This is a genomic window from uncultured Campylobacter sp. (assembly GCF_963517995.1).
Lineage (GTDB): Bacteria > Campylobacterota > Campylobacteria > Campylobacterales > Campylobacteraceae > Campylobacter_A.
In genome coordinates, this window is the sequence record NZ_CAUQHQ010000050.1 from 1 (window position 1) to 15,300 (window position 15,300).

The following is a 15,300-nucleotide window of genomic DNA, read 5'->3' on the forward strand; positions in this document are numbered from 1 at the left end:
GCCTCGTCTAAGCACGTCCACGATGCTAACGCCCTCTATCTCCTCAAACCCGTCGGCAAAAATCACGGCAACTTTTTTCATAATTTCTCCTTAAATTTTCGGATTATTATACTCTCGTTTGCTAAATTTATGCTATAATCGCGCCACTTTAAATTCGAAAGGAAGGAAAATGGAAGTAAAGATTACGTATTGCAATTCTTGAAACTATAGACCGGTAGCTTCTCGTGTAGAAGAAGAATTTTTAAGTCAAATTCCAGGTGCTAAAATTAGCAAAATCGTCGGTAGCGGCGGAAACTTCATCGTTGAAGTAAACGGAAAAGTAGTATTTTCCAAAAAAGATCTCATCGGTACGGACGTAAACGCCCTGCCAAATCACGAAGAGATCGCAGCTTTGGTAGATAACGTTAAAAAATCAGCCTAAAGTCTAAGCTAAGGCTTAGGCCTTGGCTTTTATTTATTCGAATTTTACCTCGTTTTTTCGTGTTTTCCAAACGAATCTTTTATACGCCTCTCAAGATTTTCCATCTAGCTTCGTTTTCGTGTTTTTCAAACAAACTTAACGCTTGGCCGGTTAAAATTGCTTGTTCATGATTTATGAGTAAATATTCAAAAAGCCGGTCAATCGCAGCTAGACCGTTTCGCTCCGGTATCAAATCAATCAAATTTCGTTCGGTTTACCGCGTCAAAAAATCTAAATACCGCTCTTAAATCGCTTATTAAATTTTTGCAAAGCGCTGCCGTGTCGGTATTTTCGTTGATTTCATAGTAAGCTTCTTTGGAGCCTATGAGAGATGAAATTCTATCCTTAAAATGACATTCGTATTCTTTGGGTTTTGAGACGGTTTCTTTACGGGTTGAGCCGTCTATAAACATGTCCTAAATGCCGCAGTTTACGTAAAATCTGGTTTCAAATGCACTATTTCCGCTACTTTTTTGAAAATTGATGACATAGATAAATTCGGGAGTATTTTTGTAGAAATTTAGCCCGTTTTTGGTAAAGCCGTTATCTTTAAACAGCGGCTTTACTTGGGCTATGAGCTCGTCAAATTTTGCTTTCATCAAATTTGACGACTGCGATTATTTATTTGCGCGCTCGATGTATTCGCCGCGGACGGTATCTACGCGGATAACCTCGCCCTCAAGCACGTGAAAAGGTATCTGTACGACCGCACCGCTCTCAAGCGTAGCAGGCTTTTTACCGCCCTGGGTGTCGCCTTTGAAATTCGGCGGAGTCTCGACGATCTTTAGCTCGACGACTTGCGGCACTTCTACGCCGATAGCCTTGCCGTTGTGAAACAAAATCTCAACCATCATGCCGTCTATCATCCATTTTTTGACATCGCCCACGTCCTCGTCGCTGATCGCCACTTGCTCGTAGGTCGCAGTGTCCATAAACTGGCAGAATTCGCCGTCGTCGTAAAGATACTGCATCTCTTTTTCTTCCAAATTCGGCTGATCGCATTTATCGCCCGCGTGGAACGTCTTTTCAAGCACTTTGCCGTCAATGAAAGATTTGATTTTCGCGCGAACGAAAGCCGCTCCCTTGCCAGGTTTTACGTGCTGATACTCGACGACTTTATACGGAACGCCGTCTAGCTCGATCTTTAGTCCTTTTTTTAGGTCGCCCATAGAATAGGTTGCCATTTTTTCTCCTTGATTTAAAAATGGTTGATTATATCCAAAAAAGTTTAAATTTAGCAGGCGGGGCAAACGAATTTCAAACGATTGCCCCGAATTTAGCGAGTAAATTTAATAAACCAAAACATAAACTATCTGCGAGCCGTGTACGCCCAAAACCGGCACGAGCTCGATATCAGAAGTCCTTGAAGGCCGCAGATGAAAAGGATATTAGTCGGCAACTTTTCATTTTCTTTTTTTTATCTCGTTTAGGCACGCAGATAGGCTTTTTACCACGTCTTGCTTTTTTAACAGCACTATGCAAAGTCTTGGCGTTAGGCTTAGCAGTCTTGGTTGGCTCTTGCTTGAGATTACGCAAAAAACGCCGTGCGAACTAACGGCTTTGGTTGCTTTGATTATAGAGACGTCGTAGTTAAAAAGCTCTGATTTAAACTCCTCCACGGGCCTATCAAAGGCGAATTTTACTTCCGCTTCTACCTGCGATACGTCGATAGGCAAGTCTGCGGGATAGATTAAATTTTTAGCGTTTTGTTGCTTGATTATAGCGTTTATATCGGCGATTAAATTTTGACTTCTTTGTACGAAGGCTTTATTTTAGGACTTTTTCTCTGCTATTCATAGCAGAGAAAAACATATAAACTCTTTTTATTTTTCCTCCTTTAAGGTCTAAAATTCGTAACTACGGGCACGAGCTGCGGAAACAGATGTATAACCGCCCACGTGATTAAGCTAGCCAAAACTATAAATAAAAGCGAGTATTTAAGCGTAAATTTAAGTACTTCGCTCTCGCGTCCGGCCATTCCCACCGCCGCGCACGCTACGGCGATACTTTGCGGACTGATGATTTTACCCACGACGCCGCCTACGGTGTTTGCCGCCATAAAAATAACGTCGGGTACGCTTAGCTGATTTGCCGTTACTTGCTGAAGCGTGCCGAAAAGCAAATTCGCGCTAGTAACCGAGCCAGTTAAAAATACGCCCAGCCAACCGATGACGGGTGAGAAAAAGCCAAACGCGTCGCCCGTGCTTGATAGCGCTAGACCCATAGTCGCGGCCTGACCGCTATATTTAGCCACGTAGGCGTACGCGACGATAAAGCCTATCGTAACAATGGGAAAAGCCATCTCTTTTACCGCCTCTTTTGCGGAAGCGACTGCGATTTGGAGTTTTATCTTTAAAGTTAGCGTCGTAAGAATCGCGGCTAGCAGTATCGCCGTCCCCGTAGCCCTTAGCGCGTCCCACGTATAAACGGCGCTAATAGCTTGCACGCCCTGCGAGATTGGCGGATTGGACGCGGTTAAATTATGCAAGTTCGCGACTTCAAATTTAAACGTAGCAAAATCCACGAGAGATTTAAAACCCGAGCTGTTCCAAACGACTATGGCCGCGATAATGAGAATAAAAGGAAGCCAAGCTTTAAACGCATCTTTGGCGCTTAGGCTTACGCCCTCTTTTGCTTCGCTTTGCCCGGTTACTCTAAATACGTCTTTAATCTTCCAAATTCTAAGCGCCGCCCAAAGCATCACGATGGAGACGATAGCGGCGATTATATTTACCAGCTCCGGGCCTAAAAATTTAGCCGTAGCGTACTGCGCGATAGTATAGCTAGCCGCCGCCGCAACAACGTGAGGCAAAACGCCTAAAACCCCTCTAAATCCGCTAACTAAAAAAACGAGCAAAAAAGGAAGCGTAAAGGTAATGGGCGGTAGCATCCTAGCCGTCATCGTAGATATTAGCTGCGCATCGACGTTTACGGTACCGCTAAGCGCCGTAACCGGTATACCCACGGCTCCAAACGCCGCGCCCGCCGTGTTTGCTATCATACTAAGTCCGGCCGCGCTTAAAGGTTTTAGCCCAAGCCCCATAAGCAAAGCCGCGCAAATCGCAACCGGCGCGCCAAAACCGATAGCTCCTTCTAAAAACGAACCGAAACTAAACGCTATTAAAATTACCTGAATGCGGCAATCGGGGCTAATAGCCGTAATAGAGGCCTTTAGCGTCTCGAAGTAGCCTGATTTTACGCTAAGTTTATAAAGAAAAATCGCGCACAAAATAATCCAAGCTATCGGCCAAAGCCCGTAGAAAAAACCGTAAGCAAAGCTTATAAACGCCGTAACCGCAGGCATCTTATAAAATATAATCGCCACGGCAAGGCTGGCTGCGACGGTTAGAAACGCCGCGACGTAGCCTTTTAGCTTAAAAACCGTCAAGCATAGCAAAAACACGGCTATAGGCAAAGCCGCCGCAGCCGCGCTGAGCCAAATATTACCCGCGGGATCGTAATTTTGCAAAAACACCTCTTGCATCAAATCCTCCTAAATTTAAAATCTCGGCGAAATTTTAGTGCGATTTCAAGCTTAATGCAAAATAAAAATCACATTAATATTTCGCTTTAAGGTTTGGGATTTGCGCCGCAGAAGTTGCGTAAAACGGTAATACGAAAAAAGGCGAATTTGACCGAGGTTAATTTGGTTATAAAATTTTACAAGCCGTCTATATTAGGCATTTTAGGAGTATAAATGTTACTAAAAGTAGCATAAAAATATCCGTTAAATAAAAATACGGCTTTCAAAGAAAAATCGTTTAGATATCGCCGACTAAATAAAATTTTACGTTTTTGCGTCGTTTATTTAAATTTAATTATTTTTTTAAGCATTTAACTAAATTTATAAAAAGATTCTGCGCAAAATCCCTGAAAAATAGTCGATATGCCGTTTAAGTTTAACGCGTAAGAGCTAAATTTAGACCCGCAAAAACGGCTAAAACTCGTATAAAATTTCACAAAAACGGCATTTTTAAAGATTTTAGAAGGTAAAACCAGTCTTTTACGCTATTTGCCCGCGTTTTACTTGCAGCCGAGCGTCCCGCGCTAAAACGGCTTTCGTTTTTTACTCATTTAAAGGTAGCACCGATACCGCGCTTTATTAATTTTACGCAAAAGATACGTTGCGTACTTTAAAAGCTCGCGCGGGGAAAATGCGCCATAGGCCAAAGCGGTAAGAAATCGCGCCCGCACGGCCGCATAATCTTGATACCAAGCTTTACGGCGGCAGCCTACTATCTCGCAAAACAAAAGCGCGCATCCCAAAAAGCAAGGGCAGCGGCGATAGAGCGAATAAATTTCGCCTTGCTTTACACCGAGGCTTATCTCTGCCGAGTAGGCCTAGAATAACGCGCTGCGGTATGCAAAAATCAGTGCCTTAAGCGCTCGCGCAACCGCTACGCTTCAGACTTTGGTTTTATCCGTCCTTGCTTAAGCCGTACCGTCAAATTTAAAAAATCGCATCTTTGCGGCGCTCCAAATTCGGCCGGCTATTTAAGCTTAACAAAAGAGGCGCTTACGGCGGCGCAAAATGTTTTCGCCATAAAGCAAAGCCTCATAGACCACGACCGCCGCGCCGATAAAGTCGGTACAGGTTTTGAGGTTTTGAAAAAAAGGCTAGAAATTTTATAAATTTACTCCGGATTTTGCGGTTAAATTTGCGCCAGGGATATCCGCGTCCTTGCGGCGCTAGACAAATAAATAGCATAGCAAACGGCTTAAATAAGACGGTAAAATAAGGCTTATCTCACGGCTTAATACGCGGCTAATTTGCAGAATATAAGAGCCGTAAAATTCGTATGTCAGGTATCTAACATTTAAATGGCGCTTTAAATTTAAGCCCCGTAAAACCTGCAACCTTAAGGTGTGCATAAAGACGGCCTAAATTTATAAGAGAAAGGAAGCGGCTGGTTTTTCGTAAATTTAGCAAAGCAACTGAATTTGGACGAAGTTAAATTTCGTCCAGGAGATAATCCGCAAATTTACGGCTACCGTACGCATTTCCGGCTGGCAGAAACGATACCGGCAGATAAAGCATAAAATAACTAACCATATAAAAGGCAAGCTTAAAAATCTAATCTATACGTTTTTGACGGATTTTGCGTGACGGAGGCTTGTGCGCTGGCCCCGAACGGGCAAGTTTTGCACCGACTAGGATGTTTGTTTATGGCCGAAACCGGCGCTCTAGGCGATGCTTATTACTCTTTAAATTTAAACTCGCCCTTTTCCTTGCTCTTTTCAGACTGCGAGTGGATTTCCCTTTTCATCTGCTCGCTTACGCTTGGTTCGTCTTTTTGTATCTTTTGAAATTTCTTTTTTTCTGTCAGAATTTTTTCGAAATTTTTCGTAGTTTGCTTTTGCACCTCGCTCTCGCAACCGGTAAATAAAAACAAAATCGGAATAAAAAGTAAAAATTTCATATTCAAGCCTTTCTTAAATTTAAGCCCGATTTTGGGCTTAAATTTAGATAACTGCGTATTTTGCCCATATACAAACGTCAAGTTCGTTTAGTTTAGCCAGCGTCTCTTTGGTTATCTTTTCATCGACCAGCACGACCGCAAGCGCCATCCCGTGGTCGTCGCGCCCTAGGCGGAAGTCGGCGATATTTATCTTCTCATCGGCAAGGATAGACGAAATCTTAGCTATAACGCCCGGAACGTCGTTGTTTTTAAAGATAATCATCTTGCCCTTAGGTTTAAAATCTGTTTTAAAGCCGTTTATGGTTACGATACGTTGCTGATTTTCGCCAAATACTGTTCCGCCTATCGTTACGACATCGCTTTGCGTCGTGATACGAACGGTGATCTTATTTTTAAAAATACTATCGCCGCCTACGATACTTTCGGTTTTTATGCCCTTCTCGTCGCATAAAAATTTAGCGTTTACGTAGTTTATGCCGTCGCCCAAACTCTCTTTTAGCGCACCCACGATGGCAAAGGTTAGTAAAGAATTCGCGTATTCGCTAATCTGCCCGTGAGTTTCGATACGGACGGCTTTGATCGCGTTTTTGTTGATTTGTGCGGCAAGGAAAGCCATCTTACTCGTAAGCTCGATATAAGGCTCCACAAAAGGCGGCAAGTCTTCCGTTTTTATCGGCAAATTTAACGCGCTAGGATAGCTGATACCGCGAGCCGCCGAGATAGCCTGCTCGGCTGCGGCGATAGCGATGTTTGCTTGAGACTCTAGCGTATTTGCGCCAAGATGCGGCGTGACGCTGACGTTATTTAACTCAAGTAGCGGGTGGTTAGTCGCGGGCTCTTTTGCAAATACGTCGATACCGGCAAACGCGATCTTGCCGCTTTTTAAGCCGTTATATAGCGCCTCTTCGTTATAAAGACCGCCGCGGGCGCAGTTTATGAGACGCACGCCGTCCTTCATCTTTGCAATCTCGGCCTCGCCGATCATATCCGTAGTTTCTTTATTTTTAGGCGTATGGATCGTTATGAAATCGCAAGCGAGGATATCGTCGAAATTTTTAGTATAAACGCCGCCCATATCGGTTACTTTCGACGGATCTATATACGGGTCGTAAGCGACGATCTTCATACCGAAAGCCGCAGCCCTAGCCGCCACGCGCGAGCCGATGTTGCCAAAGCCGATGACGCCTAGAGTCTTGTTAAAAAGCTCGACGCCGTACCATTTTTCGCGTTTCCAAATGCGGTCGATTTTTAGGTCGTTGTGAGCATAAGGAAAAGAGCGAGCCGCCGCTAGCATATGAGCCATCGTTAGCTCTACTGCGGCGATCGTATTTGCCGTAGGGACATTCATCGCGATGATGCCGCGCTTTGAACAGCCGTCGATGTCTACGTTATCCACGCCTACGCCTGCGCGCACGAGAGCTTTTAAATTTTTTGCGGCATTTAAAAACGCCTCGCCGACTTCGGTCGAGCTTCGAGTGATAGCCACATCAGCCTCACCTAAGATATCTAAAAGCTTGTCCTTTGGCACGCTTACCGCATCGATTACTTTTATATCCTCTTCGCGATTTAAAATTTCAAAGCCGACTTTGTGTATCGCATCGCACACTATTATGGTTTTCATAGCTTGATCTCCTTGAAAGTTGAGTGTATATCATACGCCTTAAGTTCTTTTATAATGCGGTTTAAAATACCGCTATCTTGCGTATTTATGTAGATTAAATTTTGAGATTTTTCATTTACCACGCTAAAATCTACTGGTATGTTTTTTAGGGTTTGCGTAAGGCAAAACATGGAATAGATGTCGTTTTTATCAATCATTAGCTGAAATGCGCTCTTGGCGGTAGCTTTTGATTTGTCTTTAAATTCTATAAATATCTCATTGCTTGCTAAAGCGTAATTTTTCGGAGCCAAATTTGCCATTTCGCCGACCCAAGAAGTCTGCCTAACGGTCAAATTTTGCTCCTCGCCGTTTTGCGATATTTTTAGCTCCATGGGCGCAGGTTCTTTTAAATTTACCTCCGCGTACCTATACAGCAAAGCGCCGCATACGCAGACGAAAATCAGCAAAAAAACCATCGCGCCCCAGAGCAGATATCGCTTCATTTACTTATGATAGCTGTTCTTTGATAATGTCGCCCAAAGTAACCTTATCGTCGCTATTTATCTCGTTTAGCACCTCGCGCTCTTTTTGTCTCGCAAGGCGTCTTACGCTTAGGCGTATTCTATTTTTCTTCTCGTCGATAAAGGCTATTGCAGCTTCGATATTGTCGTTTATATTTAGGCTTTCGGCGCTTACATTGCCGAGGTCTTCTTTGCGGATGAGCGCATCGACGTTATCGCCGAGCTCTACAAACACGCCAAAATCTTTAATATCGCGAATTTTGCCAGTCACGATGTCTCCTACGTTAAATTTCTTAGCAAAAGCTTGTACCGGACTTTGTTTTAAATCTTTTTGGCTAAGCGAAATTTTTTGATCGTTAGAGTCGATTTTGATGATTTTTACCTCGACCTCGTCGCCTACTTTAAACAAATCTTTGCACTTATCGTTTCTATCCCAAGAAGCGTCTTCATTGTGAAGCAAGCCTTCGACTGCGCCGATTTTAACAAATGCGCCAAAATTCGTTACGCTAGTAACTACGCCTTTAGTAACGTCGCCTTCTTTAAATTTGGCCTTAAATTCGTCAAACGGCTTTTTGAGTAAATTTTTAAGGCTCACTCTTAAGCGGCGATCTTTCGCATCTATCTCGATAACTTCGACGTCAAGCTCCTCGCCTTCGCTAATGTGATCTTTTGGATTTTTGATATTTTTATCCCACGAAATTTCAGAGATATGCAAAAAGCCCTCTATATCGTTGCCAAGATCGACGAATGCGCCGTAAGGCTCTATGTTGCTGACGGTTACTTTTATAGTGTCGCCAACCTCTAAACCGTCTTTTATCTCATCCCAAGGATCAGGCATCGCAGCCTTGATAGATAGAGAAAGATGCTTTTTCTCGTTATCGTATTTGATGACTTTTACTAAAACCTTGTCGCCTTCTTTGTAGATAGAGCCCGGATTTACCGGTCCTTTATAGCTTATCTCGCTATAATGCACGAGTCCGTCCACGCCGCCTATATCCACAAACATACCATAAGTAGTAATTTTTTTAACCACGCCTTCGATGACGTCGGTATTTTCGGCTACAGCAGATATTGCTTCCCTTTTTTTTCTTCTATCTTCGTCGAGTAGTTTTTTTCTTGAGACGATGATGCTTTGCTCGTCTTTATCTATCTTTAAAACCTTTACCTTAAAGCTCTTCCCTACGACAGCATTAGCATCTCTAAAGCCGCCTTGCGAGCGAGGTAAGAAAAACTCGATCCCGTCGCTATTTTGCGCGACGAAACCGCCTTTATTTTTTCCTATAATTTTTACGTCGAATACGTCTTGGTTTTCTTCGTTATACGAGTCGATATAGGCTTTTACTTTTTCTTTTCTAAGCGCTTTTTTGTGAGAAACGATAGGTTTTCCGCTTCTTGTCGAGCCGGTAATTACGACTTTTATCGTATCGCCTACTTTAAATTTAAGCTCTCCGTTCTCATCCTGTATTTCAGAAATGTTTAAAATTCCCTCTGATTTTCTACCGACATTTACAAAAACCTCGTCGCCTTTAATATCGACGATTATACCGTCGCTATCTTCTTCCGTCTTTTTAAAAGACTCCTCTAGCATCGCGGCGAAATCGTCGTTTTCGATATCGTCGTTTGCCTTACTAAGTTGAACTTTTTTGTTCACCGCAGCCATCTTGTTCCTTTTTGATATATTTTGCTTTTTAACACAATTAGAGTTGATTTTACTTAATATTAACTTATTTGTAGATTAACTTACTAAATTTCAGGCTCAAATTTGAAATTTTATTTAAAAACGATACGAATTTGCTAAATTTTAAACCCTTCGAGCCTATCGACTACTTTTTGTATGATCCAATCGGGCGTAGAGGCTCCCGCGCTTATGCCGCAAAGATTCTTGCCCTCAAACCACGAGCGCTCAAGCTCGGATTCGTTTTCTACGAGATAGCTATCCTCGCAGGCGCTTTTTGAGATGAGATAAAGCTGCTTTGTATTTGAACTGTTTTTGCCGCCTACTACGACCATCACGTCGGCTCTAGCGGCTAAGTTTTTAACCGCTTCTTGGTTTTCAAAAGTAGCGTTGCAAATCGTGTTAAAAACGCGGACTTCTTTTACGCGTAGCATCAGATAATTTACGATTTGCATAAATTTTTCTACTTTACGCGTCGTTTGGCTGATGACGGCTACTTTTTGAGCTAGTTTTACGCTCTCTAGCTCGCTTTCTTCAAGTACGACGAATACCTTACCGACGGCATAGGATTTCACCCCCTTTATCTCCGGGTGATTTTCATCGCCGAATATCACGATATCGTAGCCCTCTTTGCTCATCTTCTCGCAAATTTGCTGAGGCTTGGTCACAAACGGGCACGTCGCGTCAATCACTTTTATATCGCTTTTTTTTAGCTCGGCCAGGTCGCCTTTTGTGATACCGTGCGTGCGTATGATCGCCTTTTTTTCGCCGTCGATTTCGTTTATGCCCTCAAGCGTTTTTACGTTAAAATTTTTATTTAGACGGTTTATCTCGTCGTTATTATGTATGATAGGACCGATAGTTACGGCATCTTTGGCATTTTCTGCGATTTTTATAGCGCGCTTTACGCCAAAACAAAAACCGTAACTACTGGCAAGCTCAATCTTCAACGCTAGCTCCTAGCTGCCTTAAAATCCCACTAAAATTCGGAAACGAAGTCGCGATAAACTCGCTCTTTTCTATAACCATTCCGCATTTTAGCCCAAGCACCGCGAAGCTCATCGCGATACGGTGATCGCCGCTACTGTCGATGATGGCGCAGTTTGCCTCGCCGCCTTTTACGCTAAAGCCGTCTTCAAATTCTTCGACTTCAAGCCCGCATTTTTGCAGCCCTTGCACCATGATCGCGATGCGGTCGCTTTCCTTGACGCGAAGCTCTTTTGCGTTTTTTACGCTACTTATGCCCTGTGCGTTTGCAAAAGCTATGGCAAGTGCCGGCACCTCGTCGATTAGCCACGAAATATTTTCGCTCACTTCCACGGCCTTTAGCGGCGAGTGTTTTATCTCGATCTCGCCGATGCTTTCGTATGCGCCGGAAGTCTCTTTAAACGTTACTTGTGCGCCCATTTTGGCTAAAATTTTAAAGGCCTCCACGCGTGTTTTATTTAACAGCATATTTTTTAGCACGATGTGGGAATTTGGGATTATCGCTGCGGCTACGGCAAAGAAAAACGCCGAACTAGGGTCGTTTGGGACGCAAATTTCAAGCGGTTTTAGCGGTGCGCTCATCGGCTCCACTTTGACGCCGCGGGGTAAAATTTGCAGGCTCGCGCCCATACCTTTTAGCATGCGCTCGGTGTGATCGCGACTAAGCTCAGGTTCGCTAAGCTCGCAGCCGTTTGACTTTAGTCCCGCCAAAATCAGCGCCGATTTTACCTGCGCGGAGGCGATTTTGCTATCAAATTTAAAATACTCCAGCTTCTTGCCGCGAATCGCTAAAGGCGCGTGATCTCCGCTGTTTGCGCCGTCTATTTTAGCGCCGACGCCTATTAGCGGTTTAGCCACGCGCGCCATCGGACGACGATTTAAAAACTCGTCTCCGCTTAGCACGAAAAAACCCTCGCTAGCGGCTAAAAAGCCCATAAAAAGCCTCATCGCCGTGCCCGAGTTTCCGCACTCTAAAACAACGCTAGGCTCTTTTAAATTTGCGCTCGGAGTTATGATTAGCTCGCCCTCTTTTTCCTCGATACGCGCGCCCAAATTTTTTACGATTTCTAGCGTATTTAGCGTATCCTCGGCCTTTAGATAGTTTTTCACGCGGCTTGGCTTATCGCTTAAAAGCGAAAATATCGCGCATCTATGCGAGATGGATTTATCGGCTGCGATGTTCTCCAGGCTCGCGCTTATCGGCGTTCTTAATGCGTAAACTTTCATCTTAGTCCGATATTTAAATTTTGCTTTAAAGCGTCCAAAATTTTATCCATTATCGCCGCTACTTCCTCGTCCTCGAGCGTTTTTTGCATATCTTGGAAGTTAAATTTGATGCTGAGGCTCACGCCTTCTCCGAGTTTATCGTCTGAGTATATATCAACCGGCGCAAATTCTTTTAGGCACTCGATTTTTAGCGCGTTTATACACTCTTTTATCGCTTCAAATTTCATGGTTTTAGGTACGATTAAACTTAGATCTCTGCTGATAGCGGGGAATTTCGAGTAGGCTTTGACGACCGCGCTATCAAATTTAAGCTTTTCAAACTCTATCTCGCAAAGGTATGTTCGCGGCAGGTCGCGCGCGGCTTCGACTCGCACGTCCACGCGACCGATATAGCCCACGCAAACGCCGTTTTGATAGATTTTAGCTTGTTCAAATTCGCTTAGATATTTTACGTCGTCGCACGCTTTTAGCTCAAATTCGCCGATCGCGTTTTTAACCGCCGTCGCAAAGCTCAAAAAGTCGATATCGGCGGGCTTTGCGCCGTTTAGCAGGCTAGGTTCTTTTGCTAGTCCGCTAGCTATGAAGCCAAATCTCTCGCTTTGCTCGCCGCTCTGGCTAAATACGCTGCCAAACTCAAAAATTTTGACCGATTTTCGCTGATTTTTTACGTTTCGCTCGGCCGATTTTAGCAAGTGATTTGCAAGCGTCGGCCTTAGCGTGTTTAGCTCGCTATTTATCGGGTTGGCTATCTCGGCCTTACAAGGCGCAAAACCGAGCGCCGCTAGCTCGCCGGCGTCGTCAAATACATAATGCACGCTCTCGAAAAATCCTGCCGCAGCGGCTTTTTTACGCAAATTTAGAGCATTTTTGTAGCCTACAAAAGTATCGTTTATACGGTTAGCTTCGCTGAAATTTAGCGGCTTTGAGGCGATATTATCGATACCGACCATTCGCACGATCTCCTCGCACACGTCTTGAGAATTTACGATATCATGGCGAAATAACGGCACTTTGGCATTCGCGCCCTCTTTTTCGGCGTTAAAAGTTAGGCTAAATCCAAGCTTTTTAAGTATCCTCACGACGTCGTTTTGAGCCACTTCTTGACCGATCATTTTTTGCATTTCGCTCATCGTAAAGCTCACGACCTTGGGCTCTCGCGTCATAACGCTTTGCTGAGAGCCTGCATAAAGCGCAACCGATTTTAGCACGGCTAGCTGTTTAAATAAAAAATCGGCGCCAAAACCTACGTTTGGCTCGCTACCTCTTAGCGAGCGGTAAGCCTGCGCTTGGCGCGGTATTTGCTTATCCTCGTAAACGGTTGTCGCGATCACGTGCGGATCGGTATAGCTAGCCTCCACTATGACTAGTTTGCTATTTTCGTCAAGTCTGGCCGCATCCGTCTGATACACGCCGCCAACGCCCAAAAGCTCGCCGCCGGCTAAAATTTCAGTCGCCAAATTTGCGCCCTTTTGCAGATCAAAAACAGCGCGCTCGTCGTCCTTTTTAAGCTTGGCGTAGTCATACGCGCTAAAAAGCACGCCTGTTGAATGCGTAGCGTAGTCTAGCAGGCGCTCGATGCGGTTTTGCTTATCGCACTCGATCAGCGCCAAACGGATCTTCATCAGCAAATTTTCGTCAAAATACTCTTTTATCTCAAAGGCTCGGTACTGAAAACTGCTTTGTAAATTTTCCTCGGCGTGGATAGCCAAAATGCGCCCGATACCGAGCAAATTTTCGCCCTCTTCGTATCTGGCGGCATCTTTTAGCGGCAGATCAAGCGCCGCCGATAGATCCCTCGCTACGCCGTAGACGCTCAGGCAGTCGCCGCGGTTTGGCGTTAGCTCGATCTCGATGATGTCGTCGTTTAGTAGCGGATATTCGCAAATTTCCTTACCTAGTTTTAACTCGCCGATACTTTCATCCAGCGGCATTATGCCGTCGTTTGTTTTTACGAGGCCTAGCTCGACGGATGAGCAGATCATGCCGTTTGACTCGACGCCGCGCAGTTTTGCCCTCTTTATCTCTAGTCCGCTTGGCATAACGGCGCCTGATAGCGCCACAGGCACGAACTGTCCGGCCTCGACGTTTTTCGCGCCGCAGACGATTTGTAGCGTCTCGCCGCCTACGTCCACTTGACAAACGCTTAGTTTCTCGGCATTTTCGTGTTTTATCTTGCTTTTTACGTAGCCTACGACGATGTTTTTAGGTACCCTGATCTCTTTAAAGCTATCGACCTCTAGCCCGATCGAATTTAACGTCTTTAGCAGAGTTTCGCTCGTTACGCTTGAGATATCTAGCCATTCATTTAGCCAATTTCTTGAAATTATCATTTAAACTGCTCCAATAATCTTAAATCTCCCTCGAAAAGCGAGCGCAAATCAGGAATTTGATGAAGCAGCATCGCAAATCTCTCGACTCCAAGCCCAAATGCGTATCCGCTCACGTTTTTGTAGCCCACAGCCTTAAAGACGTTCGGATCTACCACGCCGCATCCTAGTACTTCCAGCCAGCCCGTTTGCTTGCATACGCGACATCCCTCGCCGTGGCAGAAAATACAGCTGATATCGACCTCTGCGCTGGGCTCGGTAAACGGGAAAAAGCTAGGGCGAAAGCGCACTTTAACGTCGCCGAACATGTATTTTAAGAAATTTTCAAGCATTGATTTTAAATTCGCAAAGCTCACCGCGCCGCCCTCCTCGACCACGAGGCCTTCTACCTGATGAAACATCGGCGTGTGCGTTAGATCCATATCGCGGCGAAACACAGTTCCCGGTGCTATCATGCGGATCGGAGGCTTTTTGCTCATCATCGTGCGCACCTGCACGGGGCTAGTATGCGTGCGAAGGAGTCTAAAATCCTTAAAATAAAACGTATCTTGCATATCGCGCGCAGGGTGATATTTAGGCAAATTTAGCGCCTCGAAGTTATGAAAATCATCTTCTATCAGCGGTCCCGTCTCGAGCGAGAAATTTTGCATCATAAAGTACTCGATGATCTTATCCATCGTAGCCATCACGGGGTGCAGTGCGCCGGCACCCGAAGGCTCGTTAAATAGCGTGATGTCGATGGCTTCGGCCTTCATTTTGGCTTTTATCTCACCGCTTTCAAGCTCGGTTTTTTTAGCCGCTAAAAGCGATTCAAATTCGTCTCTTAGCTTATTTAAATTTACCGCAAATTCCTTCTTGGCCGCTTCGTCCATATCCTTAAGCTTAGCAAACTCCGACGTGATCGCGCCCTTTTTGCCCAGTAGCGCGACGCGAATCTTGTCTAAATCCGCCAAATTCCCGCATTTTGCGATACTTTCTCTATACTCTTGCAAGTTTTTACCTTTAGTGATTTTTAGGTTTGATTGTAGTCAAAATTTGATAAAATCTGCCTAAAAGTCGGGAAATTTTAACTTTTACTTGTTA

12 protein-coding genes and 2 pseudogenes are annotated in these 15,300 nt (G+C 44.6%); 1 reads left to right on the forward strand and 13 read right to left on the reverse strand.

Going from position 1 to position 15,300, the window contains the following annotated elements; translation table 11 throughout:
• Window positions 1–81, reverse strand: a pseudogene (locus RYL88_RS06565) (DJ-1 family protein); the annotation flags it as partial.
• Window positions 82–169: 88 nt separating this feature from the next.
• Here RYL88_RS06565 and RYL88_RS06570 point away from each other — a divergent pair.
• A complete protein-coding gene (locus RYL88_RS06570) occupies window positions 170–421 on the forward strand; it encodes a SelT/SelW/SelH family (seleno)protein (protein ID WP_314471706.1) in 252 nt (83 codons plus the stop codon).
• A 233-nt stretch (window positions 422–654) separates the two neighbouring features.
• On the opposite strand, the pseudogene RYL88_RS12705 reads toward RYL88_RS06570, so the two are convergent.
• The 12 genes and pseudogenes from RYL88_RS12705 to pheS all read right to left on the reverse strand — a co-directional run bounded on the left by RYL88_RS12705 (window position 655) and on the right by pheS (window position 15,209).
• A pseudogene (locus RYL88_RS12705) lies at window positions 655–1,059 on the reverse strand (DUF4304 domain-containing protein).
• A gap of 18 nt (window positions 1,060–1,077) precedes the next feature.
• A complete protein-coding gene (gene efp / locus RYL88_RS06585; protein WP_002948377.1) occupies window positions 1,078–1,644 on the reverse strand; it encodes an elongation factor P in 567 nt (188 codons plus the stop codon).
• 219 nt (window positions 1,645–1,863) lie between these two features.
• Window positions 1,864–2,199 (reverse strand): LUD domain-containing protein, encoded by a 336-nt coding sequence (locus RYL88_RS06590; RefSeq protein WP_369011030.1) that lies wholly within the window; start codon window positions 2,197–2,199, stop codon window positions 1,864–1,866.
• A 98-nt stretch (window positions 2,200–2,297) separates the two neighbouring features.
• Window positions 2,298–3,944 (reverse strand): lactate permease LctP family transporter, encoded by a 1,647-nt coding sequence (locus tag RYL88_RS06595; RefSeq protein WP_314989944.1) that lies wholly within the window; start codon window positions 3,942–3,944, stop codon window positions 2,298–2,300.
• 1,714 nt (window positions 3,945–5,658) lie between these two features.
• Entirely contained in the window at window positions 5,659–5,880 is a 222-nt protein-coding gene (locus RYL88_RS06600) for a hypothetical protein (RefSeq protein ID WP_314989946.1), read from the reverse strand.
• A 43-nt stretch (window positions 5,881–5,923) separates the two neighbouring features.
• Window positions 5,924–7,501 carry a phosphoglycerate dehydrogenase gene (serA, locus tag RYL88_RS06605; protein WP_314989948.1) on the reverse strand — a complete coding sequence of 526 codons (1,578 nt, stop codon included), beginning with the start codon at window positions 7,499–7,501 and terminating at the stop codon, window positions 5,924–5,926.
• Complete coding sequence (locus tag RYL88_RS06610) at window positions 7,498–7,983, reverse strand: hypothetical protein (RefSeq protein ID WP_314989950.1); 486 nt, start codon at window positions 7,981–7,983, stop codon at window positions 7,498–7,500. The genes serA and RYL88_RS06610 overlap by 4 nt, the downstream gene beginning before the upstream one ends.
• A 4-nt stretch (window positions 7,984–7,987) precedes the next feature.
• The gene (locus RYL88_RS06615; RefSeq protein ID WP_314989952.1) at window positions 7,988–9,661 is read right to left on the reverse strand and encodes a 30S ribosomal protein S1; all 1,674 of its coding nucleotides are present in this window, start codon (window positions 9,659–9,661) and stop codon (window positions 7,988–7,990) included.
• A 134-nt stretch (window positions 9,662–9,795) separates the two neighbouring features.
• Window positions 9,796–10,626 carry a 4-hydroxy-3-methylbut-2-enyl diphosphate reductase gene (locus tag RYL88_RS06620; protein WP_314989954.1) on the reverse strand — a complete coding sequence of 277 codons (831 nt, stop codon included), beginning with the start codon at window positions 10,624–10,626 and terminating at the stop codon, window positions 9,796–9,798.
• Entirely contained in the window at window positions 10,616–11,890 is a 1,275-nt protein-coding gene (gene aroA, locus RYL88_RS06625) for a 3-phosphoshikimate 1-carboxyvinyltransferase (RefSeq protein ID WP_314989956.1), read from the reverse strand. Before aroA ends, RYL88_RS06620 begins: the two co-directional genes overlap by 11 nt.
• A complete protein-coding gene (gene pheT, locus RYL88_RS06630; protein WP_314989959.1) occupies window positions 11,887–14,220 on the reverse strand; it encodes a phenylalanine--tRNA ligase subunit beta in 2,334 nt (777 codons plus the stop codon). Before pheT ends, aroA begins: the two co-directional genes overlap by 4 nt.
• Window positions 14,217–15,209 (reverse strand): phenylalanine--tRNA ligase subunit alpha, encoded by a 993-nt coding sequence (pheS, locus tag RYL88_RS06635; RefSeq protein ID WP_314989961.1) that lies wholly within the window; start codon window positions 15,207–15,209, stop codon window positions 14,217–14,219. Before pheS ends, pheT begins: the two co-directional genes overlap by 4 nt.
• Between the last annotated feature and the right edge of the window lie 91 nt (window positions 15,210–15,300).